The sequence below is a fragment of the Mesorhizobium sp. LNHC232B00 genome (assembly GCF_000502435.1).
GTDB lineage: Bacteria > Pseudomonadota > Alphaproteobacteria > Rhizobiales > Rhizobiaceae > Mesorhizobium > Mesorhizobium opportunistum.
In genome coordinates this window covers 1-21,127 of sequence record NZ_AYWP01000025.1, presented here as the reverse complement: position 1 = coordinate 21,127, position 21,127 = coordinate 1, and the positions used below count along the sequence as shown (strand labels likewise).

The 21,127-nt window shown below is 59.3% G+C and carries 12 protein-coding genes and 1 pseudogene; 12 read left to right on the top strand and 1 reads right to left on the bottom strand.

Annotated elements, in window-relative coordinates; all coding sequences use genetic code 11:
* The 12 genes and pseudogenes from X743_RS145045 (at position 1) to X743_RS1000000174015 (ending at position 18,542) form a co-directional block, all read left to right on the top strand.
* A complete protein-coding gene (locus X743_RS145045; RefSeq protein ID WP_023767931.1) occupies positions 1 to 900 on the top strand; it encodes an NAD(P)-dependent oxidoreductase in 900 nt (299 codons plus the stop codon).
* 353 nt (positions 901 to 1,253) lie between these two features.
* Positions 1,254 to 2,231, top strand: coding sequence for an NAD-dependent epimerase/dehydratase family protein (locus X743_RS145050; RefSeq protein ID WP_198028490.1), 978 nt, complete (start codon positions 1,254 to 1,256; stop codon positions 2,229 to 2,231).
* On the top strand, positions 2,231 to 4,153 hold the full coding sequence (locus X743_RS0136805) for an HAD-IIIA family hydrolase (RefSeq protein ID WP_023767929.1): 1,923 nt from the start codon (positions 2,231 to 2,233) through the stop codon (positions 4,151 to 4,153). Before X743_RS145050 ends, X743_RS0136805 begins: the two co-directional genes overlap by 1 nt.
* Positions 4,150 to 5,151 (top strand): GHMP kinase, encoded by a 1,002-nt coding sequence (locus tag X743_RS145055; protein WP_023767928.1) that lies wholly within the window; start codon positions 4,150 to 4,152, stop codon positions 5,149 to 5,151. The genes X743_RS0136805 and X743_RS145055 overlap by 4 nt, the downstream gene beginning before the upstream one ends.
* A 47-nt stretch (positions 5,152 to 5,198) precedes the next feature.
* Positions 5,199 to 5,855 (top strand): SIS domain-containing protein, encoded by a 657-nt coding sequence (locus X743_RS145060; RefSeq protein ID WP_023767927.1) that lies wholly within the window; start codon positions 5,199 to 5,201, stop codon positions 5,853 to 5,855.
* Positions 5,856 to 5,868: 13 nt separating this feature from the next.
* Positions 5,869 to 6,231 carry a hypothetical protein gene (locus X743_RS145065; protein ID WP_023767926.1) on the top strand — a complete coding sequence of 121 codons (363 nt, stop codon included), beginning with the start codon at positions 5,869 to 5,871 and terminating at the stop codon, positions 6,229 to 6,231.
* A gap of 794 nt (positions 6,232 to 7,025) precedes the next feature.
* Positions 7,026 to 9,209 (top strand): glycoside hydrolase family 16 protein, encoded by a 2,184-nt coding sequence (locus X743_RS1000000169965; RefSeq protein ID WP_023767925.1) that lies wholly within the window; start codon positions 7,026 to 7,028, stop codon positions 9,207 to 9,209.
* A gap of 107 nt (positions 9,210 to 9,316) precedes the next feature.
* Complete coding sequence (locus X743_RS145070) at positions 9,317 to 11,977, top strand: type I secretion system permease/ATPase (RefSeq protein ID WP_156934508.1); 2,661 nt, start codon at positions 9,317 to 9,319, stop codon at positions 11,975 to 11,977.
* Positions 11,964 to 13,391, top strand: a complete 1,428-nt coding sequence (locus tag X743_RS145075) for an HlyD family type I secretion periplasmic adaptor subunit (protein WP_023767923.1) — start codon at positions 11,964 to 11,966, stop codon at positions 13,389 to 13,391. Before X743_RS145070 ends, X743_RS145075 begins: the two co-directional genes overlap by 14 nt.
* Positions 13,392 to 13,608: 217 nt before the next feature.
* Positions 13,609 to 14,399 (top strand): annotated as a pseudogene (locus tag X743_RS1000000171160) (hypothetical protein).
* A 13-nt stretch (positions 14,400 to 14,412) separates the two neighbouring features.
* The gene (locus tag X743_RS145080) at positions 14,413 to 16,713 is read left to right on the top strand and encodes an AGE family epimerase/isomerase (protein WP_023767919.1); all 2,301 of its coding nucleotides are present in this window, start codon (positions 14,413 to 14,415) and stop codon (positions 16,711 to 16,713) included.
* A 1,703-nt stretch (positions 16,714 to 18,416) separates the two neighbouring features.
* On the top strand, positions 18,417 to 18,542 hold the full coding sequence (locus X743_RS1000000174015) for a hypothetical protein (RefSeq protein ID WP_023767916.1): 126 nt from the start codon (positions 18,417 to 18,419) through the stop codon (positions 18,540 to 18,542).
* 1,523 nt (positions 18,543 to 20,065) lie between these two features.
* On the opposite strand, the gene X743_RS1000000171145 is transcribed toward X743_RS1000000174015, so the two are convergent.
* Entirely contained in the window at positions 20,066 to 20,287 is a 222-nt protein-coding gene (locus X743_RS1000000171145) for a DUF768 domain-containing protein (protein WP_084555607.1), read from the bottom strand.
* Positions 20,288 to 21,127: the final 840 nt, after the last annotated feature.

Here is a 21,127-nt window from a genome sequence, read left to right as displayed (position 1 = left end):
ATGCGGGTCGGCATCACCGGAGCCAACGGATATGTCGGGACCATCCTGCGCGCCATCTTCGCCGAAGAAGGCCATGAGGTCATCGCGTTCGTCCGTCCGAACCGGCTGACCTCCGGATCTGCCGCCGCAATGGCCGGTGTCGCCGAGTGGCGCCCCTATGAGATCAGGCGCCCGCCGTCGGGCAGCACGATCAGCGACCTGGATGTGCTCATCCACGGTGCATGGGACCTGACTCTCGTCAGCGCCGGCGATGTGTGGGGTGCCAATGTGTCCGGCTCGCAGCACCTCCTGCGCAATGCCGCCGACGCAGGGGTTCGCCGGGTTATTTTCATCTCATCGATGTCCGCTTATGAGGGAACCCGACAGCTTTACGGTCAGGCGAAGCTGGCCTGCGAGCGCACCGCCACCAGTCTGGGAGGTGTCTCCGCCCGCCTCGGACTGGTGTACGGTCCCGGTTGGGGCGGGATGGCAGGCGCGCTCCGCAAACTCACTAACCTGCCGATCACACCTCTCATTGGAGCGCGCTCCCATCAGTTCACAGTGCATGAGGCCGACATGGCAGCCGCCATAGTGCGTATTGCCGAGACGGACATGCCCCTGCCGGAACCGGTAGGACTGGCCAACCCCGAACCGGTACCGTTCCGACGGCTCATGAAAGAGATCGCCGCATCACAAGGCAGAACACTGCACGCCGTCGCAGTGCCCTGGCAGCTTGTGAGCGGCGTCCTCACGGCAGCCGAGGCCCTGCATGTCCCCCTCCCCTTCCGATCCGACTCCATCCTCGGGCTCGTGCACCCGGCACCAGAAGTTCCCGGTGCAGAGCGGCTCAAGCAGCTCGGAATCGAGTTCCGGAGCTTCTCGCTGGACGGCGATCGACCCTCGTGTGGGACATTGGGTTAGTCGAAGACCGGCTCGATGCGCCGGAGGCGCAACTGGCGAAATTCTGCGGCCGACGTGCGTGAACAAACTGCAGAGTGCATTGACCGTTCTTGGGATGTCGCTGGCGTCACCGTGCAGGCGAGCGAGGCGCGACTCAATCCGGATAGCAAAATGGGGTACCCCTGAGGAACGATCGCGGATCGGAGAAAACCATGCGATGATTCACGCATGAGCTTGGCGACAGGCGCAGCTTAACGCCCAACCCGGTCGAATTCACGGCTCTCCAGCGGCGAAGGCTTGCAAACGGAAGTCATTGCAGAATCCGGAAGACTTTTGGCGCAAAACCCTGAGCACATGAGGAAGGGACAATCCGATTGGGTGATCCGCACGCCATCTTCATATCGGGAGTTGCGGGCTTCGTAGGAAGCAGGCTTGCAAGGATCTTTGTTGATCGTGGGTATCCGGTCTTCGGCTTCGACAACCTGTCGCGTGGTTCTCGGGAAAACCTGAAAGGGCTTCTCACGAATGAGAGGTTCGTCTTTGAGAAAGTGGAACTCTCAGACGCGGGTGCGGTGAGAAGCCGCTTTATGAAATGTCACAGTCGCATTCCGATTGCCGAGGTTTGGCACATGGCTGCCAATTCGGACATTCCTGCAGGAATCGCCGATGCCTCTGTTGATCTGCGCGATACCTTTCTATCGACGTTCAACCTGTTGGATGCAATGAAGGAGGCAGGGGTTCCGTTCCTTGCTTTCGCTTCCAGCTCCGCCGTGTACGGGGACTTGGGGGAGGCTCCGATTGGAGAGGATGTCGGGCCGCTGCTGCCCATTTCCAACTACGGTGCCATGAAGCTCGCATCGGAAGCGCTGATCAGCGCTGCCGTCGAGAACTGGTTGGCCCGCGCCTTGATCTTTCGCTTCCCGAACGTGATCGGTGTTCCGGCAACACATGGTGTCATTCTGGATTTCGTGAGAAAGCTAAGGGTTTCACCAAACAAGCTGAATGTTTTGGGATCGGGCCGGCAACGGAAGGCATATCTTCACGTCAATGAATTGATTGATGCGATTGTCTACTTGCGTGCAAACGCATCCGAGCGGCTTGGTTGCTACAATATCGGTCCCGAGGACAAAGGGGTAACCGTTAGCTTCATAGCAGAAACGACTGTAGAGACTGTCGCACCGGGCGCCGGGATCGAATACGGCGTTGAAGATCGCGGTTGGACGGGGGACGTTCCCCGATTTTCCTACGATACAGCAAAACTTCGTGCGCTCGGCTGGCGGCCCCAGCTTGGTTCGGCCGACGCTGTTCGAAAAGCGGTCGTGGAAATCGTGCATCAGGAAGGACACCCGTGATGCAGGCCGTTGTACTTGCAGGTGGTCGGGGGACGCGGCTCAGGAGCCGGATAGGCGATTTGCCTAAGTCGCTAGCCAACATTGGTGGCAAGCCACTTCTTGAGCATCAAATCGTCCTCGCCAAGCAACACGGGATTGAGAAGGTCTTGATCCTGGTCAACCACGCGGCCGAGCAAATTGTGGAATTTTGCAAGCAGCGTGAGAATTGGGGGATTGAGATTCTTTGTGTGGATGACGGGGCGCCTCGCGGGACTGCTGGAGCAGTACTATCCGTTTTGGATCTGCTCGACGACGACTTCCTTACGATCTATGGCGACACGATGCTCGACGTCGATCTCACCCGCTTTAAGTGCTTCCATGAAAAACACAAAGCAGCAGCGGCGACAATTTTCACCCATCCCAATGATCACCCGCATGATTCCGATCTGATAGAAACGTCCGAAGATGGCATCGTTACCGCATTCCATCCGTATCCGCATGACCCTGGTATCTTTTATTCCAACAAAGTCAGCGCGGCCCTCTATTACGTTCGAAGACAAGCTTTGTTGGCGTGGCGTGCCACGGCAACGCCGCTTGACTTTGGCAAGGACCTCTTTCCTGAAATGCTTCGCGCCGGCGCGGAAATTAGAAGCTATAGCAGCCCTGAGTATATAAAGGACGCGGGAACCCCTGCGAGATTTGACAAGGTTTGCGCCGACTTTGCATCGGGCCGCATTGCTCGAGCTTCACTCGCCTCTTCACAGAAAGCAGTATTTTTGGACAGGGATGGGTGCATCAATGTTGACTATGGACATATCGATCGTCCCGAACGCTTCGAACTGATTGGGGGGGCCGCCGACGCGATCGCCTGTTTCAACCGGGCGGAATACCGGACTATCGTCGTCACTAACCAACCCGTTGTGGCGAGAGGCGATTGCTCCTTACAAGACCTGCGGACGATCCATAACAAGATGGAGACTGAGCTTGGCCGCTGCGGAGCTTTTGTTGACGCCATCTATTTCTGCCCGCACCATCCAGATCGCGGCTTTATCGGTGAGGTAGAAGCACTGAAGGTTCGCTGCAATTGCCGCAAGCCTGCTACCGGGTTGGTCGATGAGGCGGTCGAGGCATTCAATGTCGATCGCAGTCAGTCCTGGATCATCGGCGATTCTTCCTCGGACGTCGCTCTCGCAAAACGGTCTGGCATCAGATCGATCTTGGTCGAGACGGGCGCCGGCGGCTTGGACAGCAAGTATCCTGTCATGCCCGACTACACCGTCACGGACTTGTCCGAGGCTGCCAAGCTCATTCTCACTGTTCATCCGATCTTGATAGACACAGCATCGGATCTCACCGCGCATGTGAAGCCGGGGGATGTTTGTTTCGTGGGAGGGCTCTCCCGCAGCGGAAAGAGTGTTCTTTCCAGCGCAATCGCGGAGGTTCTTCGCGGCCGCGGCTTTGATGCGCAAGTAATTGCTATTGATCGCTGGATACGGTCCGTCGCCGATCGCGAACCAACGGTGATGGGTCGCTACGATATGAACGAGATCAGGAAGGTTCTAAGCCGCCTGGTGGGAGTTCGTTCTCCAGAGACGCACGATCTGCCCTATTACGAGAAGCTGGGCCGCGTATCACATCCAAGAGCGGAAAAGATCACCATTTCTCCAGAAACCGTCCTAGTCGTGGAAGGAGCCGTCGCTCTTTCGCTATCCGATATGGTTCTGCACGGGCGTGCACACACATTCTTCGTTGATATCGATGAGGAACTGAGGAGGTTCCGAGTAACGCGCGAATACTCGCGGCGAGGTGTGGACCGGGAGGCTGCCGCCAGTATCTACAGTTCGCGCCAGGAGGATGAGGCACCGATCGTGCTGGCATCTCGGGCGCGTGCTGAACATTGCATTCAATTGCGGGCGATCGAGCTGATTGAGGCAGTCGGATGATTATCAGTCAGACGCCGCTTCGAGTGAGCTTTGTCGGAGGAGGCAGCGATCTTCCTGCCTTCTACCGGCAGGAGGGCGGCGCCGTCCTGAGCGTTGCCATCGACAAGTACGTCTACGTCAATGTGAACCGCAAGTTCGATAACGGCACTCGAATCGCTTACTCCAAAACGGAAGAAGTGGATAGTGTTGAGGATATCCAGCATCCGATTGTCAAGGCGACGATGGGATATCTCGGGATCTGCGGAGGCGTCGAGATAACAACCATTGCCGATATTCCATCGAAGGGAACAGGACTTGGGTCCTCGAGCGCCTTTACTGTTGGCCTTCTGCACGCGCTGAGCGCGTTTCGGGGGCAGTATGTCTCGAAGGCAAAGCTCGGCGCTGACAGTTGTCGCATTGAGATCGAGCTTTGTGGCGCACCCATTGGAAGGCAAGATCAATACGCTGCTGCCTTCGGAGGGTTAAACCTTATCGAGTTCCACTCTGATGACAGTGTTTCGGTATCTCCGCTTATATGTCCACGTGATTTCATCGCTTCAATTGAGAAGCAAGTTCTCATCTTCTACACCGGCATTACGCGCAGTGCTTCAGACATTCTCGTCCGACAGTCGGAAGGCATCACAAGAGCACCGGACAAGCGGAAAGCGCTCAGCCGGATGGTCGAGCTCACGTATCAGCTTCGTGATGAGCTTCATCGATGTAACCTCAACGCCTTCGGCGAAATCCTTCACGAGAACTGGCTCTTAAAAAAGGGCCTCTCCGAAGACATCACGAACGATGCTATCGACCACTGGTACCAAACTGCGATGCGGGCGGGTGCAAGGGGCGGCAAGTTACTCGGAGCAGGTGCGGGAGGTTTTCTCATGTTCTTCGCGCCTCTCGATCGTCACGAAGCAATCAAAGCGGCCCTCGGTGAGCTAAAGCACTTCCCCGTGAAGTTCGATTTCGCAGGGAGCCGCATCGTTCATTATCAACCGACATCGGAGTCCATCCAATGAAACATTTTGGCGGTAGTACTCAACCAACAGACATCGGAGCCCGCCCAATGGATCATCTTGACGGGAGTGCTCAAGCTTATTTCAAGAGACTTGAGGTCGTCCTGGCTTCATTGGACTACCAAAGCTTTGACAACGCAGTGGCCTTGGTCGCGCAAGCACAGGAGGACGGCAAGCAGATAATCACACTTGGAAATGGTGGCAGTTCACTCACTGCGCTCCATTTCATTACGGACTGGAACAAGAGCATCTATCTCTCCACCAAGCGCCCGTTTCGTGGCCGCACGCTGGTCGACAATGTGGGACTTACATTCGCGTATGCCAACGATGTTTCTTTCCAGGATGTGTTCGTCGAGCAGCTGAAGAACATCCTGAACGAGGGCGACTTGGTCATTGCGATATCGGGAAGCGGAAACTCGGAAAATGTGTTGCGCGCCGTTCGATACGCCAACGATCATGGCGCAGTTACGCTAGGTCTTTGTGGATATGGCGGGGGAACGCTCATGCAGATCGCCCAACACGTGGTTTGGGTCAATGTGAATGACATGCAACTGTCGGAAGATATACATTCCATGTTCGGGCATGTCGTTATGCAGACACTTTGTTTTGCAACCACACAAGAGTGGAGCGGTCGGGCGCAACGGCGCAGCGCTGCTGGCGAGCTCAATCCAAATCGAACCAGCGCCGAAACGGGCTGGCCATCCTGATCGAGAACAAGCGATGCCGCACTATCTGTTCTACGTTCTGGACGAACGCGGCCAGTGCATGGGCGGGGTCAGCCTTGCCTGTATCGACGACAGTACGGCGAAAGAGCACGCCAGGCGGTTTGCCGACGGCCACGAGGTGGAGCTTTGGCGACTGGTCGCGCGGCTCAAAATTGACAAACCGCGGGGCCGTCCCGCGGCGACGAAGCACCCTCGTGCCGTTGCGCCACGTTCCTGCCATTTGAACAAGCCGCTTAAGCGATCGCATTTGGCCATTGGACACGGTTGCCCATCTTTGCGCTATTCAGATCTTGAAAATATGATCGCTGCGCTCGATAACGGAGCCAGCCTTATACCTTCGATCATTGAACGTGAATGATGCCGACATCGCCGCCATGGCGCCGGCGCCGCAGGAACGTCGTCAACGGCGCAAGGCGACCTCAACCAAGGCCATTGACGCGCAACGCCACATTAGCCGGCATCCCAGTAGACTCGACGCCCGTCTGCCACGCAATAGCGGAAGTCACCTCGGCCGCATACACGAACGACCCGCTCGAACCAGCGGGCGTCCAAGCCGCACGACATTTCAGCCGACGGCCGGGGTTTTGGGACGTCCGGAAGGGAGTTTCGGGACGTCTATTCGATCACTTTCCATATTAGAATGTGTTAATAATTTATATTAGGAAAGTGTTGATAAGCGTTAACCAAGCCTCATTCTCGCCGCAAACCGTGGTAGGGTCCGGCTGGGTTTCGTACATCGTCCTCGAATGATCAATTCAGTAGGGACAAGACGGTGCGGGCGAATAAGTAAATGAGCGGAAATGCCTGTGTTTTACTTAGGGGCGCGGGTGAAATGAAAAACAAGAAAACGCAATAACTAAGGAACTACCGTGCCTATACTAGACAGCAAGCTCGGCGGATCGTCCGCCGGGAGAGATGCGCTCAACCTAAATTCGGCCGCGGCTCGGTCCGAAGAGCCCGTCGACAACACTCGCCACCGATGGCAAGTGCGACGTTAGGCTCGCTCGACAATCATGCCCGGGGCGAGGACTTCCAAATCTCCGCCAACCTTGAAATCCGTTCGCGGTGCCCAGTTGCGGGCATGCGACATGTCGCGCGCCTTCGATGCCGGCAGTGGAATTCCCTGTTTTCAACGCCAATGAGGATCCCTGAATGACTCTTTCCGCACCCGCAGGCTTTACCTCTAGCGACCTCGTCTACGAGGAAAACTTCTCCGGTACGGCTCTCGACAGCGATTGGCATACCTACATCACCAGCAATGCCGCCAACGGCTACCCCTGGAATACCAATGGGTCAGGAGGAAGTACGCCGGGCGGCCCATACAACGCCGACTACGATATGCCGAGCCAAGTCTCCGTGAGCAACGGGACCTTGGATCTCACGGCGATCAAGCAGCCCATCAGCGGCGTCAATCAGGGGGGAGTGACCCAAACATTCCCGATCGTGTCCGGCGCCGTCAGCAGCTACGGCGACTTCGAGTTCAACGGGGGCTACCTTCAGATCAGCATGAAGGCGCCGAGCGGCGATGGCGCATGGCCAGGGCTCTGGCTGATGCCCGGCGCCGGCGCGGGCAGCAGCGGCGACAATTTCGAGCTCGATATTCAAGAGGGTGGATTTACCGGTTCGGGGCCGGCAGACCAGAATTTCTCCTGGCACCTGCATGGGCCATCAGGGTGGGTCGGCAACACCATCGACAGCGGCATCGACCTCACGGCCGGCTTACATACTTACGGCATCAACTGGATCCCCGGTGAATCGATCACCTGGTATCTGGACGGCAAACAGATGGCGCAAGTGACCAGCGCACAGGTCGCGATCCCGGATGAACCGATGCAATTGATGATGAATATGGGAGTCGCCAATTCGAACGCGAGCGGATGGCATACGTCTCTGGGTGGCTCGACCCCTTCGTCGATGCAGATGCTCGTCGATGAGGTTCAGCTCTATCAGAAGGCGGGCAGCGGCGAGACCGTCACGGGCGCCAACGTCACTCCCTCGGCATCCTCATCGACCCAGACCCCGCCTGCGCCAACGATCCAGCCAGCGGTGACGCAGGTCACCGCTTCACCGGGAACGGGAATCGAGCATGCCGGCGATGCCATCACGATGACGGTCGCCTTCAACAAAGCCGTAACCGTCACGGGCACGCCAGCACTGTCGCTCAATGATGGCGGAACGGCCAGCTATGTCAGCGGGTCGGGCACCAGCGCGCTCACCTTCCGCACCACGGTCGCTTCGACCGACAAGGATACCTCGGCACTCGCTGTTACCGGGGTCAATCTTCCGAGCGGCGCCAGCATCAAGGATGCATCCGGTGTTGCGGCGAACCTCTCGGGCGCGATGAAGACGTTCTCCGGCCTCCAGATCGATCCGGTCTTGCCGGCGGTAACGCAGGCCACAGCCTCGCCAGGAACCGGCACCGAGCACGTCGGAGACACGGTCACGCTGACACTCGGCTTCAACGAGGCCGTGGCGGTGTCGGGCACGCCGACACTATCGCTCAACAATGGCGCGACCGCCACCTATGTGGGCGGCTCCGGAACGAGCGCGCTCAACTTCCGCACAACGGTCGCGTCGACGGACACCGATATCTCGGCGCTCGGCATCGCCGGCGTCAATCTGCCGAACGGTGCGAGCATTAAGGACGCAAGCGGTGTCGCTGCGAATCTTGCGGGCGCGGTGAAGACCTTCTCCGGTCTCCAGGTCGCGACGTCATCGACAGCCCCAACCATCCCAACTGCCCCAACTGCCCCAACTAACCCGATTACCCCTACTACCCCGTCATCGATCGCGCCGGTACTCACCATCGCGGATTCCACGCTCAAGGTGAACGGGGGAGGCGGTACGGTCGACCTGGGGGTCGAGGTGACAACGACCGACCCCAACGATGTCGTGACCGTGAACATAACGGGCTTGCCGAGGTACGAGACGATCACCGACAAACTCGATGGCAAGACGTTCAGGGGCGGCAACATCACCTTGACAGCCGCGCAGGTCGACAGCGGATTGACGCTGCAATCGAACTACGGGGGCTGGGACCAGCCGGTGGCGACACTCAAGTTGACGGCAACAGCGAAGGACCCGGCCACCGGCGCCGTCGCGACAGCCTCGCCGCAGACCATGACCATAACGGATCCTCGGCCTGCGGCCACCACGGCGGATCATCGGCATGCGACCGGCACGGCCACAGCGTCCCTGGCAAGCCACAGTTTTGCGCTGCTGAACCAGTGCCTGGCCGGTCACTCCGGGCGGGCCGATCACGGTCAGATCGTGGCGTCCTTGTCGAATGGAGCCAACTGGAATCAGGACTTGTACCTGACCAGACCGCACCATTGATCGCCTCCAGGGCTTCAGCGCCTGGTGCGACACCGTCGCGTTCGCGAAAGCTGAGAAGGAACATGGAACGCGGACGTGTATCCGCGAAGGGTTAAGCCAGAATGGCGATGCAAAACGAGAATGCCAACGCCGCAGACCTTGAAGTTCGAGCCCTGGCTCTGTTCCTGCGCCTTCATGGCGTAGACGCTAAGCCCGATCAGATCCGCGATCGCTGCGGTGGCGGCGATGCGATCGGCGTCCGTGCGATGATTCGCTGCGCCCGTGGGCTCGGGCTGAAGGTCGGCTCGCGCAAGACAAACTGGACGCGACTTGGGAATGTCCGGCTCCCCGGCATCGCGTCGCTGCGGAATGGCGGGTTTCTGCTCCTTGGAAAGGTCAACGACAAGGCAGCGATTGTGCTTGATCCAACCTGGTCCCGTCCGAAGCAGATCGCGCGCGCTGAATTCGAAGCAATCTGGGATGGCCGTTTGATCTTGGTTGGACCGACTGTTGCAAATCGGATCGTTCATGCATTCGTCAAAATCGGTGCCCGCGGGCGTGACCTAGCGCAAGGTGCAGGCAATGCCTTGATGCGCGCTCGCGATACATTGATGCGTGCGCGGGTCGCCGATCGACGCGATCCGCCGCCTCAGGCGGCAAGCAACGATTCTGAGAATGACGACTCAGGCCTACTTGCCCTGGCGATATTGCTACATTGCCATGGTATCGCGGCCGATCCGGGCCAAATTCGCCACCGGATGGGCGCGGCGCGGGCAGGTGTCACCGAAATCCTGCGCTGTGCAAAGGATTTCGGGCTCAAGGCTAAGGTACAGAGGACGAACTGGGATCGGCTCGCGGTTACTCCGCTGCCGGGGATCGCCGTGCTACGGGACGGTGGATTCCTGATCCTTGGCAAAATCCTCGACGACAAACTCATCGTTCAGCGCCCATCGTCACCGCAACCCTATGCATTGACGCAGGAGGAACTCGAGGCCATCTGGGACGGCGACATCATCCTGATGACACGGCGCGCGGCCCTGACGGATCTCTCTCGCCGATTCGATATCAGCTGGTTTCTCGGCGCGGTCCACAAGTATCGCTATCTTCTCGGCGAGGTGCTGATCGCATCGTTCTTCCTTCAGATATTTGCCGTCATCACACCGCTGTTCTTCCAAGTGGTCATCGACAAGGTGCTTGTGCATCGAAGCATGAGCACGCTCGACGTTCTGGTCACTGGTCTCGTCGCGCTGACCGTTTTCGAAGCTATTCTCGGCACGCTGCGTGTCTATCTGTTCGCGCATACGACGAACCGCATCGACGTCGAGCTCGGCGCCCGGCTGTTTCGTCACTTGATGGCGTTGCCGATCGCATATTTCCAGACACGCCGCGTCGGGGATTCTGTCGCACGCGTCCGCGAGCTCGAGAATATCCGCCAGTTCCTGACGAGCTCGGCGCTCACGCTTGTCATCGATCTCGTCTTCACCTTCGTTTTCCTTGCGGTGATGTTCTATTACTCGACGTTCTTGACTCTGATCGTTCTGGCGTCGTTCCCATTCTACATCTGCATTTCCGCGGGAGCTGCACCGCTGTTTCGCCGGCGCCTTGATGAGAAGTTCGATCGCGGCTCGGAGAACCAAGCTTTCCTGGTCGAGACGGTCACGGGCGTCGAGACGCTGAAGGCCATGGCGGTCGAGCCGCAGATGCAGCGCCGCTGGGAGGAGCAGCTCGCAGCCTATGTCACCGCAAGCTTCCGCGTGCTCAGCCTGAACAATACGGCGAGCCAAGCGGTGCAGATGATCAACAAGCTGGTCGTCGCCGCAACCCTCTATTTCGGTGCCAGGCTCGTGATCGGCGGCGAGCTGAGCGTCGGCGGGCTCGTCGCATTCAACATGCTGGCTGCGCGCGTCAGCACGCCGGTGCTTCGGCTTGCGCAGATCTGGCAGGATTTCCATCAAGCCCGCCTGTCGATCGACCGTCTCGGCGACATACTCAACACCATTCCCGAGCCAAGCTTCAATCCTGGCCGAGCCGCACTGCCGACGATCCGCGGGCGGGTGACGTTCGAGCATGCGACTTTCCGCTACCGCATCGATGGCCCCGAGGTACTGCACGACGTGTCGTTCAGCGTCGAGCCCGGTCAGGTCATCGGCATCGTGGGCTCCTCGGGCTCAGGCAAGAGCACCGTCGCCAAGCTGATACAGCGGCTCTATGTGCCGGAGAGTGGGCGGGTGCTGGTCGATGGCGTCGACCTAGCAATGGTCGATCTAACCTGGCTTCGACGCCAGATTGGCGTTGTCTTGCAGGATAACGTGCTCTTCAATCGCTCCATTCGCGAGAACATCGCCCTCGCCGATCCGGCTATGCCCATGGAGCGCGTCATTGCGGCGGCATCGCTCGCCGGCGCTCACGATTTCATCCTGGAGCTGCCTGAGGGCTATGACACCATCGTGGGCGAACGCGGCAGCAGTCTTTCCGGTGGGCAGCGCCAACGCGTCGCAATCGCTCGCGCACTCATTACCGATCCGCGCATCCTCATCCTCGATGAAGCGACCAGCGCTCTGGACTATGAAAGCGAGCGCGCCATTCAGCAGAACATGAAACGAATTTCTGCCGGCCGAACCGTCTTCGTCATCGCTCATCGGCTCTCGACCGTGCGCCACGCGAACCGGATCATAACGATCGAGCATGGCCGTATCGTCGAGGACGGTACCCATGATGACCTAATCCGCTCGAACGGGCGTTACGCAAACCTCCACTATCTACAAGCCGGCATCCATGAAGTCCGCTAATCGAAATGTCGTCGAGTTTCCCAGAGCCCAGCTTCGGCGCCGCGAGCACGAAATTGCGTTCCTGCCGGCGGCGCTCGAAATCACCGAAACGCCGCCGTCGCCGATCGGGCGCGCGATCGCGGCGAGTATCGTCGCGGTCTTCTGCTTCGCGCTGGTGTGGGCGTCGCTGGGCACCGTCGATGTCGTGGCAACCGCGACGGGCAAGATCGTGCCAGACGGGCGCACCAAGGTGCTCCAGCCGTTCGAAGCGGGCGTTGTGCGCGCTATCAACGTACGCGATGGGCAGAGCGTGAAGGCTGGCGAGGTTCTGATCGAGCTTGATCCGACCATGACCGAAGCCGACCAGGAGCGCCAGAAAAGCGAACTCCTTTCGGCCGAACTCGACGTCGCGCGGCTGCGCGCGGCGCTCGCGGAGGACCCGCTTGCTGCTTTCCAGCCACCGCACAGGGCGAGCGCCGCGGAGATCGAGATGCATCGTCAGTTTCTGATCAGTCAGCTTGCCGAACAGGACGCCAAACTCGCCGAGATCGATCGCCAGCGAAATCAGAAGGAAGCGGAACGATCGACCACCTTGGCAAGCGGAGCGAAGCTCCAGGCGACGATACCGGTTCTTGAGGAGCGAGTCGACATTCGCAAGAAGCTCCTCGACGAGGCACTTTCTTCGAAGGTCGTCTATCTCTCCGAGTATCAGGAGCTGGTCGGCCTTCAGCAGGATCTCAAACTTGAGCAGGGCCGCCTGCGCGAAGCCGATGCGGCCATCGCACTGCTAAAGGAAACGAGGGAAAGGACCGCTGCGGAGTATCGGCGCGCGACCTATGACGCACTCGCCAAAGCCCAGCAGAGGGCTGCGAGCGCTGAGCAGGAGGTGATCAAGGCGGAGCGGCTCACAAAGCTCCAACAATTGACCGCGCCGGTCGATGGCGTCGTGCAACAACTCGCCGTTCATACGGTGGGGGGCGTGGTGACGCCTGCTCAGGCACTGGCCGTGGTGGTTCCGAGTGGGAGTCATCTCGAGATCGAGGCCATGCTCTCCAACCGAGATATCGGTTTTGTCCATCCGGGACAGAAGACTGAAATCAAGGTCGATACATTCAATTTCACCCGCTACGGGCTACTTCATGGAGAAGTGCTCAGCGTGTCATCGGACGCCATAACCCGCAACAGGCAACCGAGCGCATCGAATGACCCCGCGTCGGGCGTATCGCAGAGCGAAAGTGAGCCGAGAGGTCAGGAACTGGAATATGCCGCACGCGTTTCACTTGACCGTACGGACATGCAGGTTGATGACAAACTCGTCAAGCTCGGTCCCGGCATGGCGGTGACGGTCGAGATCAAGACTGGTACGCGCAGTATCATCGGCTATTTTCTTTCGCCGCTGGCGAAATATAAGCAGGAAGCGCTACGAGAGCGGTAAAAGCCGGCTTCCAGCCGACGAACCTTCGTCCTCCCGTTGTCAACTCGAGAGCGCAGGGCGTGTTCCTATTGGATGAGTGGTCCGAAGCAGGACGTTAGGGCTACCCCCAATTCGCCAAGGGGCCCACCTCCGCGGCGTGCTACGACTGTTCCGCGCAATTGCAGAGCGGAAACCGCGACCGTGAACATAGTCGGCCAAGCCACTCCAAACACATTTCATCTTCGAAATCAGTGCTCTCATCCAAGCCACTGGCTTGCGGGAATACGACGCGCGCTGGTGGTTCGGGCATCCAGGCTCGGACAAAGAACCCGAACTCAACCTGATGGGCGTGCAGGCGATCGGCGTCGGCTCGGCACCTTGATCCGCCGAATGGGTGTCGGCCCGGACATCGTCACCGGACACGGCTTCCGCAGTTATTCCATGGCCATTGCGACGGCACTGGTCTCCGGCCTGATAACGGCCAGCGCGCGCGTCAAGGACATCGGTTTGGCCCTTCCTCCCACAGCCTACTTCGCCCGGATCGCACTCGACTTTCCGTCGGTGGCCATGGTGACGGCCTCCCACAACGAGAACGGCTGGACCGCAGTGAAGATGGGGGCGCAAAGGCCCCTGACGTTCGGTCGGAGGAGATGACAGCTTTGAAGGCGCTTGTGCTGGACGGCGATCTCGATCTCATCGGCGGGCGGAACTATGAATTCGGGCCCGGATTTCGCGAGAGATATATCGAAGACCTGACTGCCGGAAAGACCGTCGGCCGAAAGCTGAGGGTGGTGGCTGCCTGCGGCAACGGCACCGCAGGTGCTGCCCAATCTCGTCACAGTGAATGGAGTGCGTGTGGTTGCCCAGGACGGCACGTGGGGCCTGGCCGGGGCCTCGTCGGACAAACCGGAAATTGTCGTCGTGGTGAAAAACCCCATCTCGTCGGACCGAGGTCGCGAGATGTTCGAGGCTCTCGATGCTGTGCCGCGCCGCAATCCAGAAGTCGGGGTCTACAATCAGACATTCTGAGAGGAACTGGACCATGCCTGGCCGGATCGTAAGTTTTATCATGAGCGGGGGCGTCGGCTCTCGGCTATGGCCGCTCTCACGCGAAGACAATCCCAAGCAATTCCACGACCTTTCGGGCGACGGCTCCATGCTTGCCAAGACCGTCCGACGCCTCAAGGCGCGGCCATATGCTGAAACGCCGATCTACCTGATCGCTGCCGAACGACACGCCGATCGCGTTATCTCTGACATCGGTCCGCTCGGCCTCCAGGGCGGCAAGCCGATTTTCGAGCCCGTAGCTCGCAATACCGCCGCCGCGGTCGCCATCGCCACCTTGCAGACGATCTGCGAGCATGGCGACGACGCGCTTGTGCTGATGGTCCCGTCCGATCATCAGATATCAACCGAAGCGCAATTCTGGGAAACCGTCGAGGCGGGCACGCCTGCCGCCGAGTCAGGAAGCATTGTAGTGTTCGGCATCAAGCCGACACATCCCGAAACCGGGTACGGTTACATCGAGGTTTCGGTGAACCGTGGCGGGGTTGCCGCCGTTTCGCGTTTTGTCGAAAAACCCGATGCTGAGACAGCCGGCCAATATGTGTCTTCGGGAAGATTCTACTGGAATGCCGGCATCTTTCTGTTTCAGGCCAACACGATGCGGCAAGCATTCCTCGACCTGCGACCCGACATCTGGGAAAGCGTGGAACGGGCCTACAAGACCGCCCGGACTGACGTCTCAGGCATCTACCTGCCCCAGGGCTTCTACTCGGCTGTCCCTTCGACATCGATCGACTACGCAATCATGGAGCGCGCCCGCGGCATCGCGATGGTTACGGCCTCCTTCCGCTGGAACGACCTCGGATCGTGGCAATCGCTGCTCGAAGCCAGCCCGACGGACCGCGACGGCAACGTCGTCATGGGCGACGTCGTCGCCATGGATTGCGGCAGTTCCTACCTCAGAAGCCTGGGCAGGCTGCTGACCGTCATCGGGATGAAGGATGTGGCGGTGGTGGCGACGCCGGACGCGGTATTCGTCGCTCCAGTCAGCCACAGCCAGAACGTGAAGAAAGTCGTCGAACAGTTGGAGAAGAGCGGACGCCTCGAGACCAAGTTCACGGCGTCGGAAGACCAGGTCATTGTTTCCGGCTCATGGCGCAAGCGCGTCGAGCACTGGCTCTTCGAGGAGACGCTGCCGCTGTGGTCCACCGCAGGTGTCGACGATGTGCACGGTGGCTTCCACGAGGCTCTTGGTTTCGATGCAAGGCCACTGGGCAAACCCAAGCGCATGCGCACGATGGCTCGCCAGATCTACGCTTTCGCGGTGGCCAAGGAACGCGGCTGGGACGGACCTGCCGACAAGCTGATCGACCATGGTATCGACTTCATCGCGAAATACGGCCGGACCGACCGCGGGGGTTGGGTGCGCACGCTGAATGCGGACGGCAGCGTGGCTGACCGGGTCGAGGACGTGTACGACCATTCCTGCGTGCTCCTGGCGCTTGCCCATGCTCATCGATGCGGCCATCAGGAAGCCCTGCGGCTTGCCCAGGAGACATTCCAATTCATCGACGCCCATCTTGAAGACGACAGCCTGAACGGTTTCTTCGAGACCCCGGGCTGGAAGGGGGTGCGGTTCTCGAACCCGCACATGCATATGCTAGAATCCTTCCTTGCCTGGCACGACGTCACCGGCGACCGTGCATATCTGCGTCGAGCGGCACGCGTCATCGATCTCTTCCGGTGCCATTTCTTCGACCAGGAAAGCTGGACGCTTGGGGAACATTTCGACGTCGATTGGCTGCCATTGCCGGGTGACAAGGGACAGTGGACCGAACCGGGGCACCATTTCGAATGGGCCTCCCTCCTCGTCGATTTCGCCCGCGCGAGCGGGCAGAAAGACTTGGCGGCCTACGCAAGGAAACTCTACTCGTCGGCGGTCGCCAGCGGATTGAATCGGGCCACGGGTCTGGCCTATGCAGCGGTATCGCGGCAGGGATTGCCCCTCGACCGGCTCTCCCGCAGTTGGCCGCAATGCGAGGCCATCAAGGCGGCCGTCGCCCTGGACGGCATTGGCGGACCGGATCTGAAACCCGAGATCGAAGCTCGTGTCGCCCGCCTCTTCCGATGGCATATTGATCCGGCACCGCTTGGCTTGTGGGTCGACCGCATTGACGAGCGCGGAAGGTCACTGGCGACGGAGGTCCCTGCGAGCATCTTCTACCACCTGGTGACGGCGTTGATGCAGTATCTGGACAAGACTGGAGGACAGGTCAAACCTTTCCCGCTGCCTGCTTTGGATAGGGGCGAGACGGTTCCGAAGCAGATTTACGGCTGACCGGAAACTGGGCTGCTTTAGTCGACGGCGGAATCCCACGCCGGTTGAGAAGCCATTTGGCAGAGGTCGATGGCTTCAAACCTGTCCAAAACCGAATCTGGCATCCCACTTTGTGCATAGGCAACCGCAATCCGGGCTGAGGCGCCGAGCGATCTCACCAATCCCAGCAATCGTAGACTGGTCAGCGTCGTAGCCGACCTGTCGGATGCGCAACTGGCGCGAATGAAGAAACGCTGTGCGGACGTGCTGGGCAGTCAAGGGACCTACGATCGCGACTTGCGCCAACTTTGCCTGCTGATCGCCCGACGCTAAATAGAACAGCCGGGACGGAAGTGCGAAGCAGCCGCAAGCCGGTGTGACACTCTCCTGCCTTCGTCCAGTCAGAAAGCTCGTTTCCGCGAGGTGACGGGCTTTTTGGCGGCCATGAGTAGAACTCGACGCTGGTCTTTCTCCTGCTTGGGCAGAGACCCTGCGCCACTACATCCGCCGTTTTCTGAAGCCAGACACCGATATCCCCGAGGAGCAGCGGCCAAAGCTGACGAGCTGGACCGAGAGCGCAACGTAAAGCCCCATGGAATCCAGATACGAACTAAAGACGGGCCGGCAACCACCCTAACCCGGGGTTCACCCAAGGCCGACCTTAACTGACCTGGCGATGTGCCTTACCGCCAACGATCTAGTCTAGCCCCCTGGATCGACGTTTCTTCAAAGCTTTGGAACCCTTAGCTTCGGCAGCAAGGCGTTGTTTACGAAGTCGCGCAGTTTTTGTATCTCGTGCCTCCTTCTCGGCGGCGTTAGCAAGTTTTGCCTCGCGGTCGGCGCGCTCCAATCGGTCTTTGTCGACGCTTCGCTGGGACAGTTTGGCCTCCTACCAGAAGACCCTTCAATTTGAATTTTGCCGAAATGTTCCCCATAAAATTCATCAGACCGTGGCCCGCCACGTGGAAGCAGTGACGGGCCGACTACGGCTGTGCGTCATGGCCATCACCGCCTCCACGGAATGGCTAGCCGACGCCTCCGCCAGCTTCAGGTTGCGCGATAGCGTCGAGGGTGTGGTGTCGAAGGCGCCCATGGGAAGGATTGTTTGATGTTTCAGACAGACAAGGGCGCTGCGCTGACGATCTCAGATTTCTCGATCCTAACGCTGCAGTAAGGCCGCTATCGAACTGTATGGCCCGGAGCCAGACCGCGGTGGCCACTGTGCTTTGGAAGCTCATTATGACGGTCGGTCGGCTGATTTCCGTTTCTGGTCTGCAGTTTTCCGAGACCTAATTGGCGCCGTTCATTGCGAATGACGGCGGTGATGGACAACCGAAGTGACAGCTTTATCCGCCTTTGCTTGCGCCCTATTGCTGTTCTCATACTTCATTCGGATAGCTTTGAGGTATATTAGCATTGGCGCATAAATGATCGAGCCGACGGCGCCGTGCTCACAAACAGCCCGACGGTTAGGCCCGGTTCCTGTTCACATCCCAAAACCCACAGGCGCCGGGCCGCCTCGGATCATTCAAGGGGCTGCGACTACAGCGAGACTGGCGTTATGGGCCAAGACTGCGTTGACGAGCCTGGATTCGGCGGCCATCAGCGGACGCCATGTTCTTCCAAGGCATACTGCGCCGCAGACCCAATGCCCAGCCGCTTGAGAAAGCACACTTTCTTGCCTCGGCAGTGCCGGAACCTTTGCGATCGAGCCCGCGACCAAGATGGTCGATGCGCTTGCGCGCGACTACGCCAACACGACCGCGATGATTTTCGGCGCCGCGCCCAGCTTTGATGATGTCATTGCGTCGGTGGGGCAGATCGAGAAGACCCTGAACGGTGGCAAATAGGGTCATCCTCGACGGCGCCGTCTTTCCAACCCACGCGCCGCCCTTCGTGCGACCCCGAGGTCATCAAGAGTTGGCTGCCACCAAAGCGCGTCACCAATCTCCGTCTTGGTTCGCGAAGGCCAGGTCTTGATGAGCTCACCGAGGGCGGCGGGACGCCACCGACCCCAGACATAGTCAGGGTCGTCTGGAAAGTCAGCGTACTGGGATCCAAGAACGTTGCGATGGACGGGCTCGCCACCGCATCCGACGGCTCCAGCGGGCCGGGGAAAACTCTTCTGGAAACGTTCGACGGTGGTCCGATCATAGGGCAAGGATGCTGGTGCGCCCGGTGGAGCATCGTCATTCGAACTTGATCCGTCCGTTCTCTTCATGATCGTGGAGCCTTCACCGCATCTCTGACAGGAGAACGTTTTACGAAGGCGCAAGTGCTCTTCGCGCCGATGTCGGCTAGAACACCCAGATTGCAGGAGGCGAACGGACTTGGCTAATGCGGCCTGCACGATAGTGTGATCGGCGATGCAGCAGGCAATGAAGCAAGCTCTGAGCCTTCCGTCCGGGAGGCCGAGCGGCCGATCAGGCTGGATCTGCGCCAGCTTTCTGAATCCGACAGTGATCGCAATTCAGTCCAATCTCGTGCGACTTTGCCCCTCTGGCTAGCTGCTGGATCGGCTTGCCGATAAGGGTGCTGCCCAGCGGTAGGGGAATGGCCGGTGCAGTTGGGCGCTAGGGGTGATCCACACCGGCCACGGCGGGAATGGTTGGGATGTTCCCCGCGCTGCTTAAATTAAAAGCATATTAGCGATCGCGCAATTATCCTTATGGGTGTGCGAGCCGCGGGAGAATGGATGGCGAGCTCGAGCCGAAACCGACATAAACGGCCTCGATCCTGTCTGTCCGAAAGCGATCGACCCTACTATCGCCAGCAGAATATCCTTGCATGTCTCGAATATTGTCTCGCCAGTTGCGAATGCCGGATTGGTGAATGCCGGAGGTAGCCAGGCACTCCGACGACCCACACAAGTACAGACCAAACCGGCCCGACGCTCCCCGGCGAACGAGCGACCCTCCACCCGACCGGCGTCCTGGTCGATGTTGCAAAAGAAAAACCCGCCGACACTGAAGTCGACGGGCTATCTTCCCTCGAGTGTGCGCCCCTTCCCGGATGGTCCGCCCTACCCAGGAACCCTGCACGGGACCAACTTAGTCAACGCGAGCCGTCAGCGCTGTAGTATTGCGGCAACAGCACGAAGGATTCACATTGTGGAACGTTTCCCAGACGGATAGATCGAAGCGCTGCGTTGCCAACCACCAGCGCTGTTCGAGTGCGCGATCTGCTTCAAGCGGAGCTCGACCATCACATCAACTCATGGGCAATTGACGTTCGCTGTTGGACCGAATAGCGCCGAATGGCATGGCTTGCGACGCAAAAGCACGGCACCTCTCGACAGTTCGTACAGGCGCCGGGGTCCGCGGCCCGCGAAGGACGCTGGGCCTATCGGGACGCCCGATACCTCGCCGGGCGCCTACTCTGGCGCCCCGCCGCCCAATTGTGCAATGGCTTCGACGAATACCCGGTAAAGGCTTTCAACATCTTCGTCGATTTCTATCCTCTTGATGCCGACTGCTTTCGCGTCGGCGAAGAGCTTGTGTGTGAATTCAGCGATAAACACTGCATCGGGAGGCGCTGTCTCGGGGACCTCATTAGTGATCCATTTGTGCAGAAAACTGATGCCGCGTGTGCTCATCCAAAGATCCACCAGGCGCCTAGGCTACAGACCGCGAGCACAAGGACTGCAGCCGAGATCATTATCCCCCTCCGGTTCTGCCACTTCGGTGGAGGGCTAGGCACCAGTTTCTCTGAATGGTTGTCCATCAGGGACAAGCTATGGTGAGAAATTAGGTTCCGCTAATCATGAACGCCTTGGAGAGAATGTCAGACGCCGCCATATGCGGTCTGCACGTTGGGGAGCTTGAGGCCAGCCCACACAATAGCTGATTGAAGGGTGGGATGGACATCCGATCATCTGGCCAGGTCTGCACAGCGCACCACCTGCATTGGTGCGCGAGATTGCGATGGTCGCTCCCAAGCAGCGGAGCTCGTTCCATGCCCGCTGATCCGACGTTGTTCGGCGCGTCGAACTATGTGTCATTAACCTATGATGTACAGGGACAGCGGTTTTGTGCACGGAAGATCCCAGTTTGCGCGGCCGATGCCGACCGGTCTCGCGCGCAGTGCCGCCCTGCCAGAGGGAACCGTTCCGTCATGTAACGGAATTCTTGGCGGCCGACCGGATTATCCAGTTCGGGCAAAAACGGGAGCGTAATGGGGCCGGATGCGGCACGATTGATCTCGAGACCGAAACGATCACCTCTCGGATAGGCTTCTCGTCGTTGACCCAGTCCAGTCTGCCTTCAGACCGAATGGCAAGACCCCGCCTCTCAGAAAGTCTGGTTGTAGGCGCCGACTTCGGGGCTGCGGCGCAGAACGGCGTCGATGGCCTCGAACATCTGTCGGCGACGCTGCGCCGACACCGGGCTTTCGACGACCACGACGAGCTCAGGCTTGTTCGAAGACGCCCGCACCA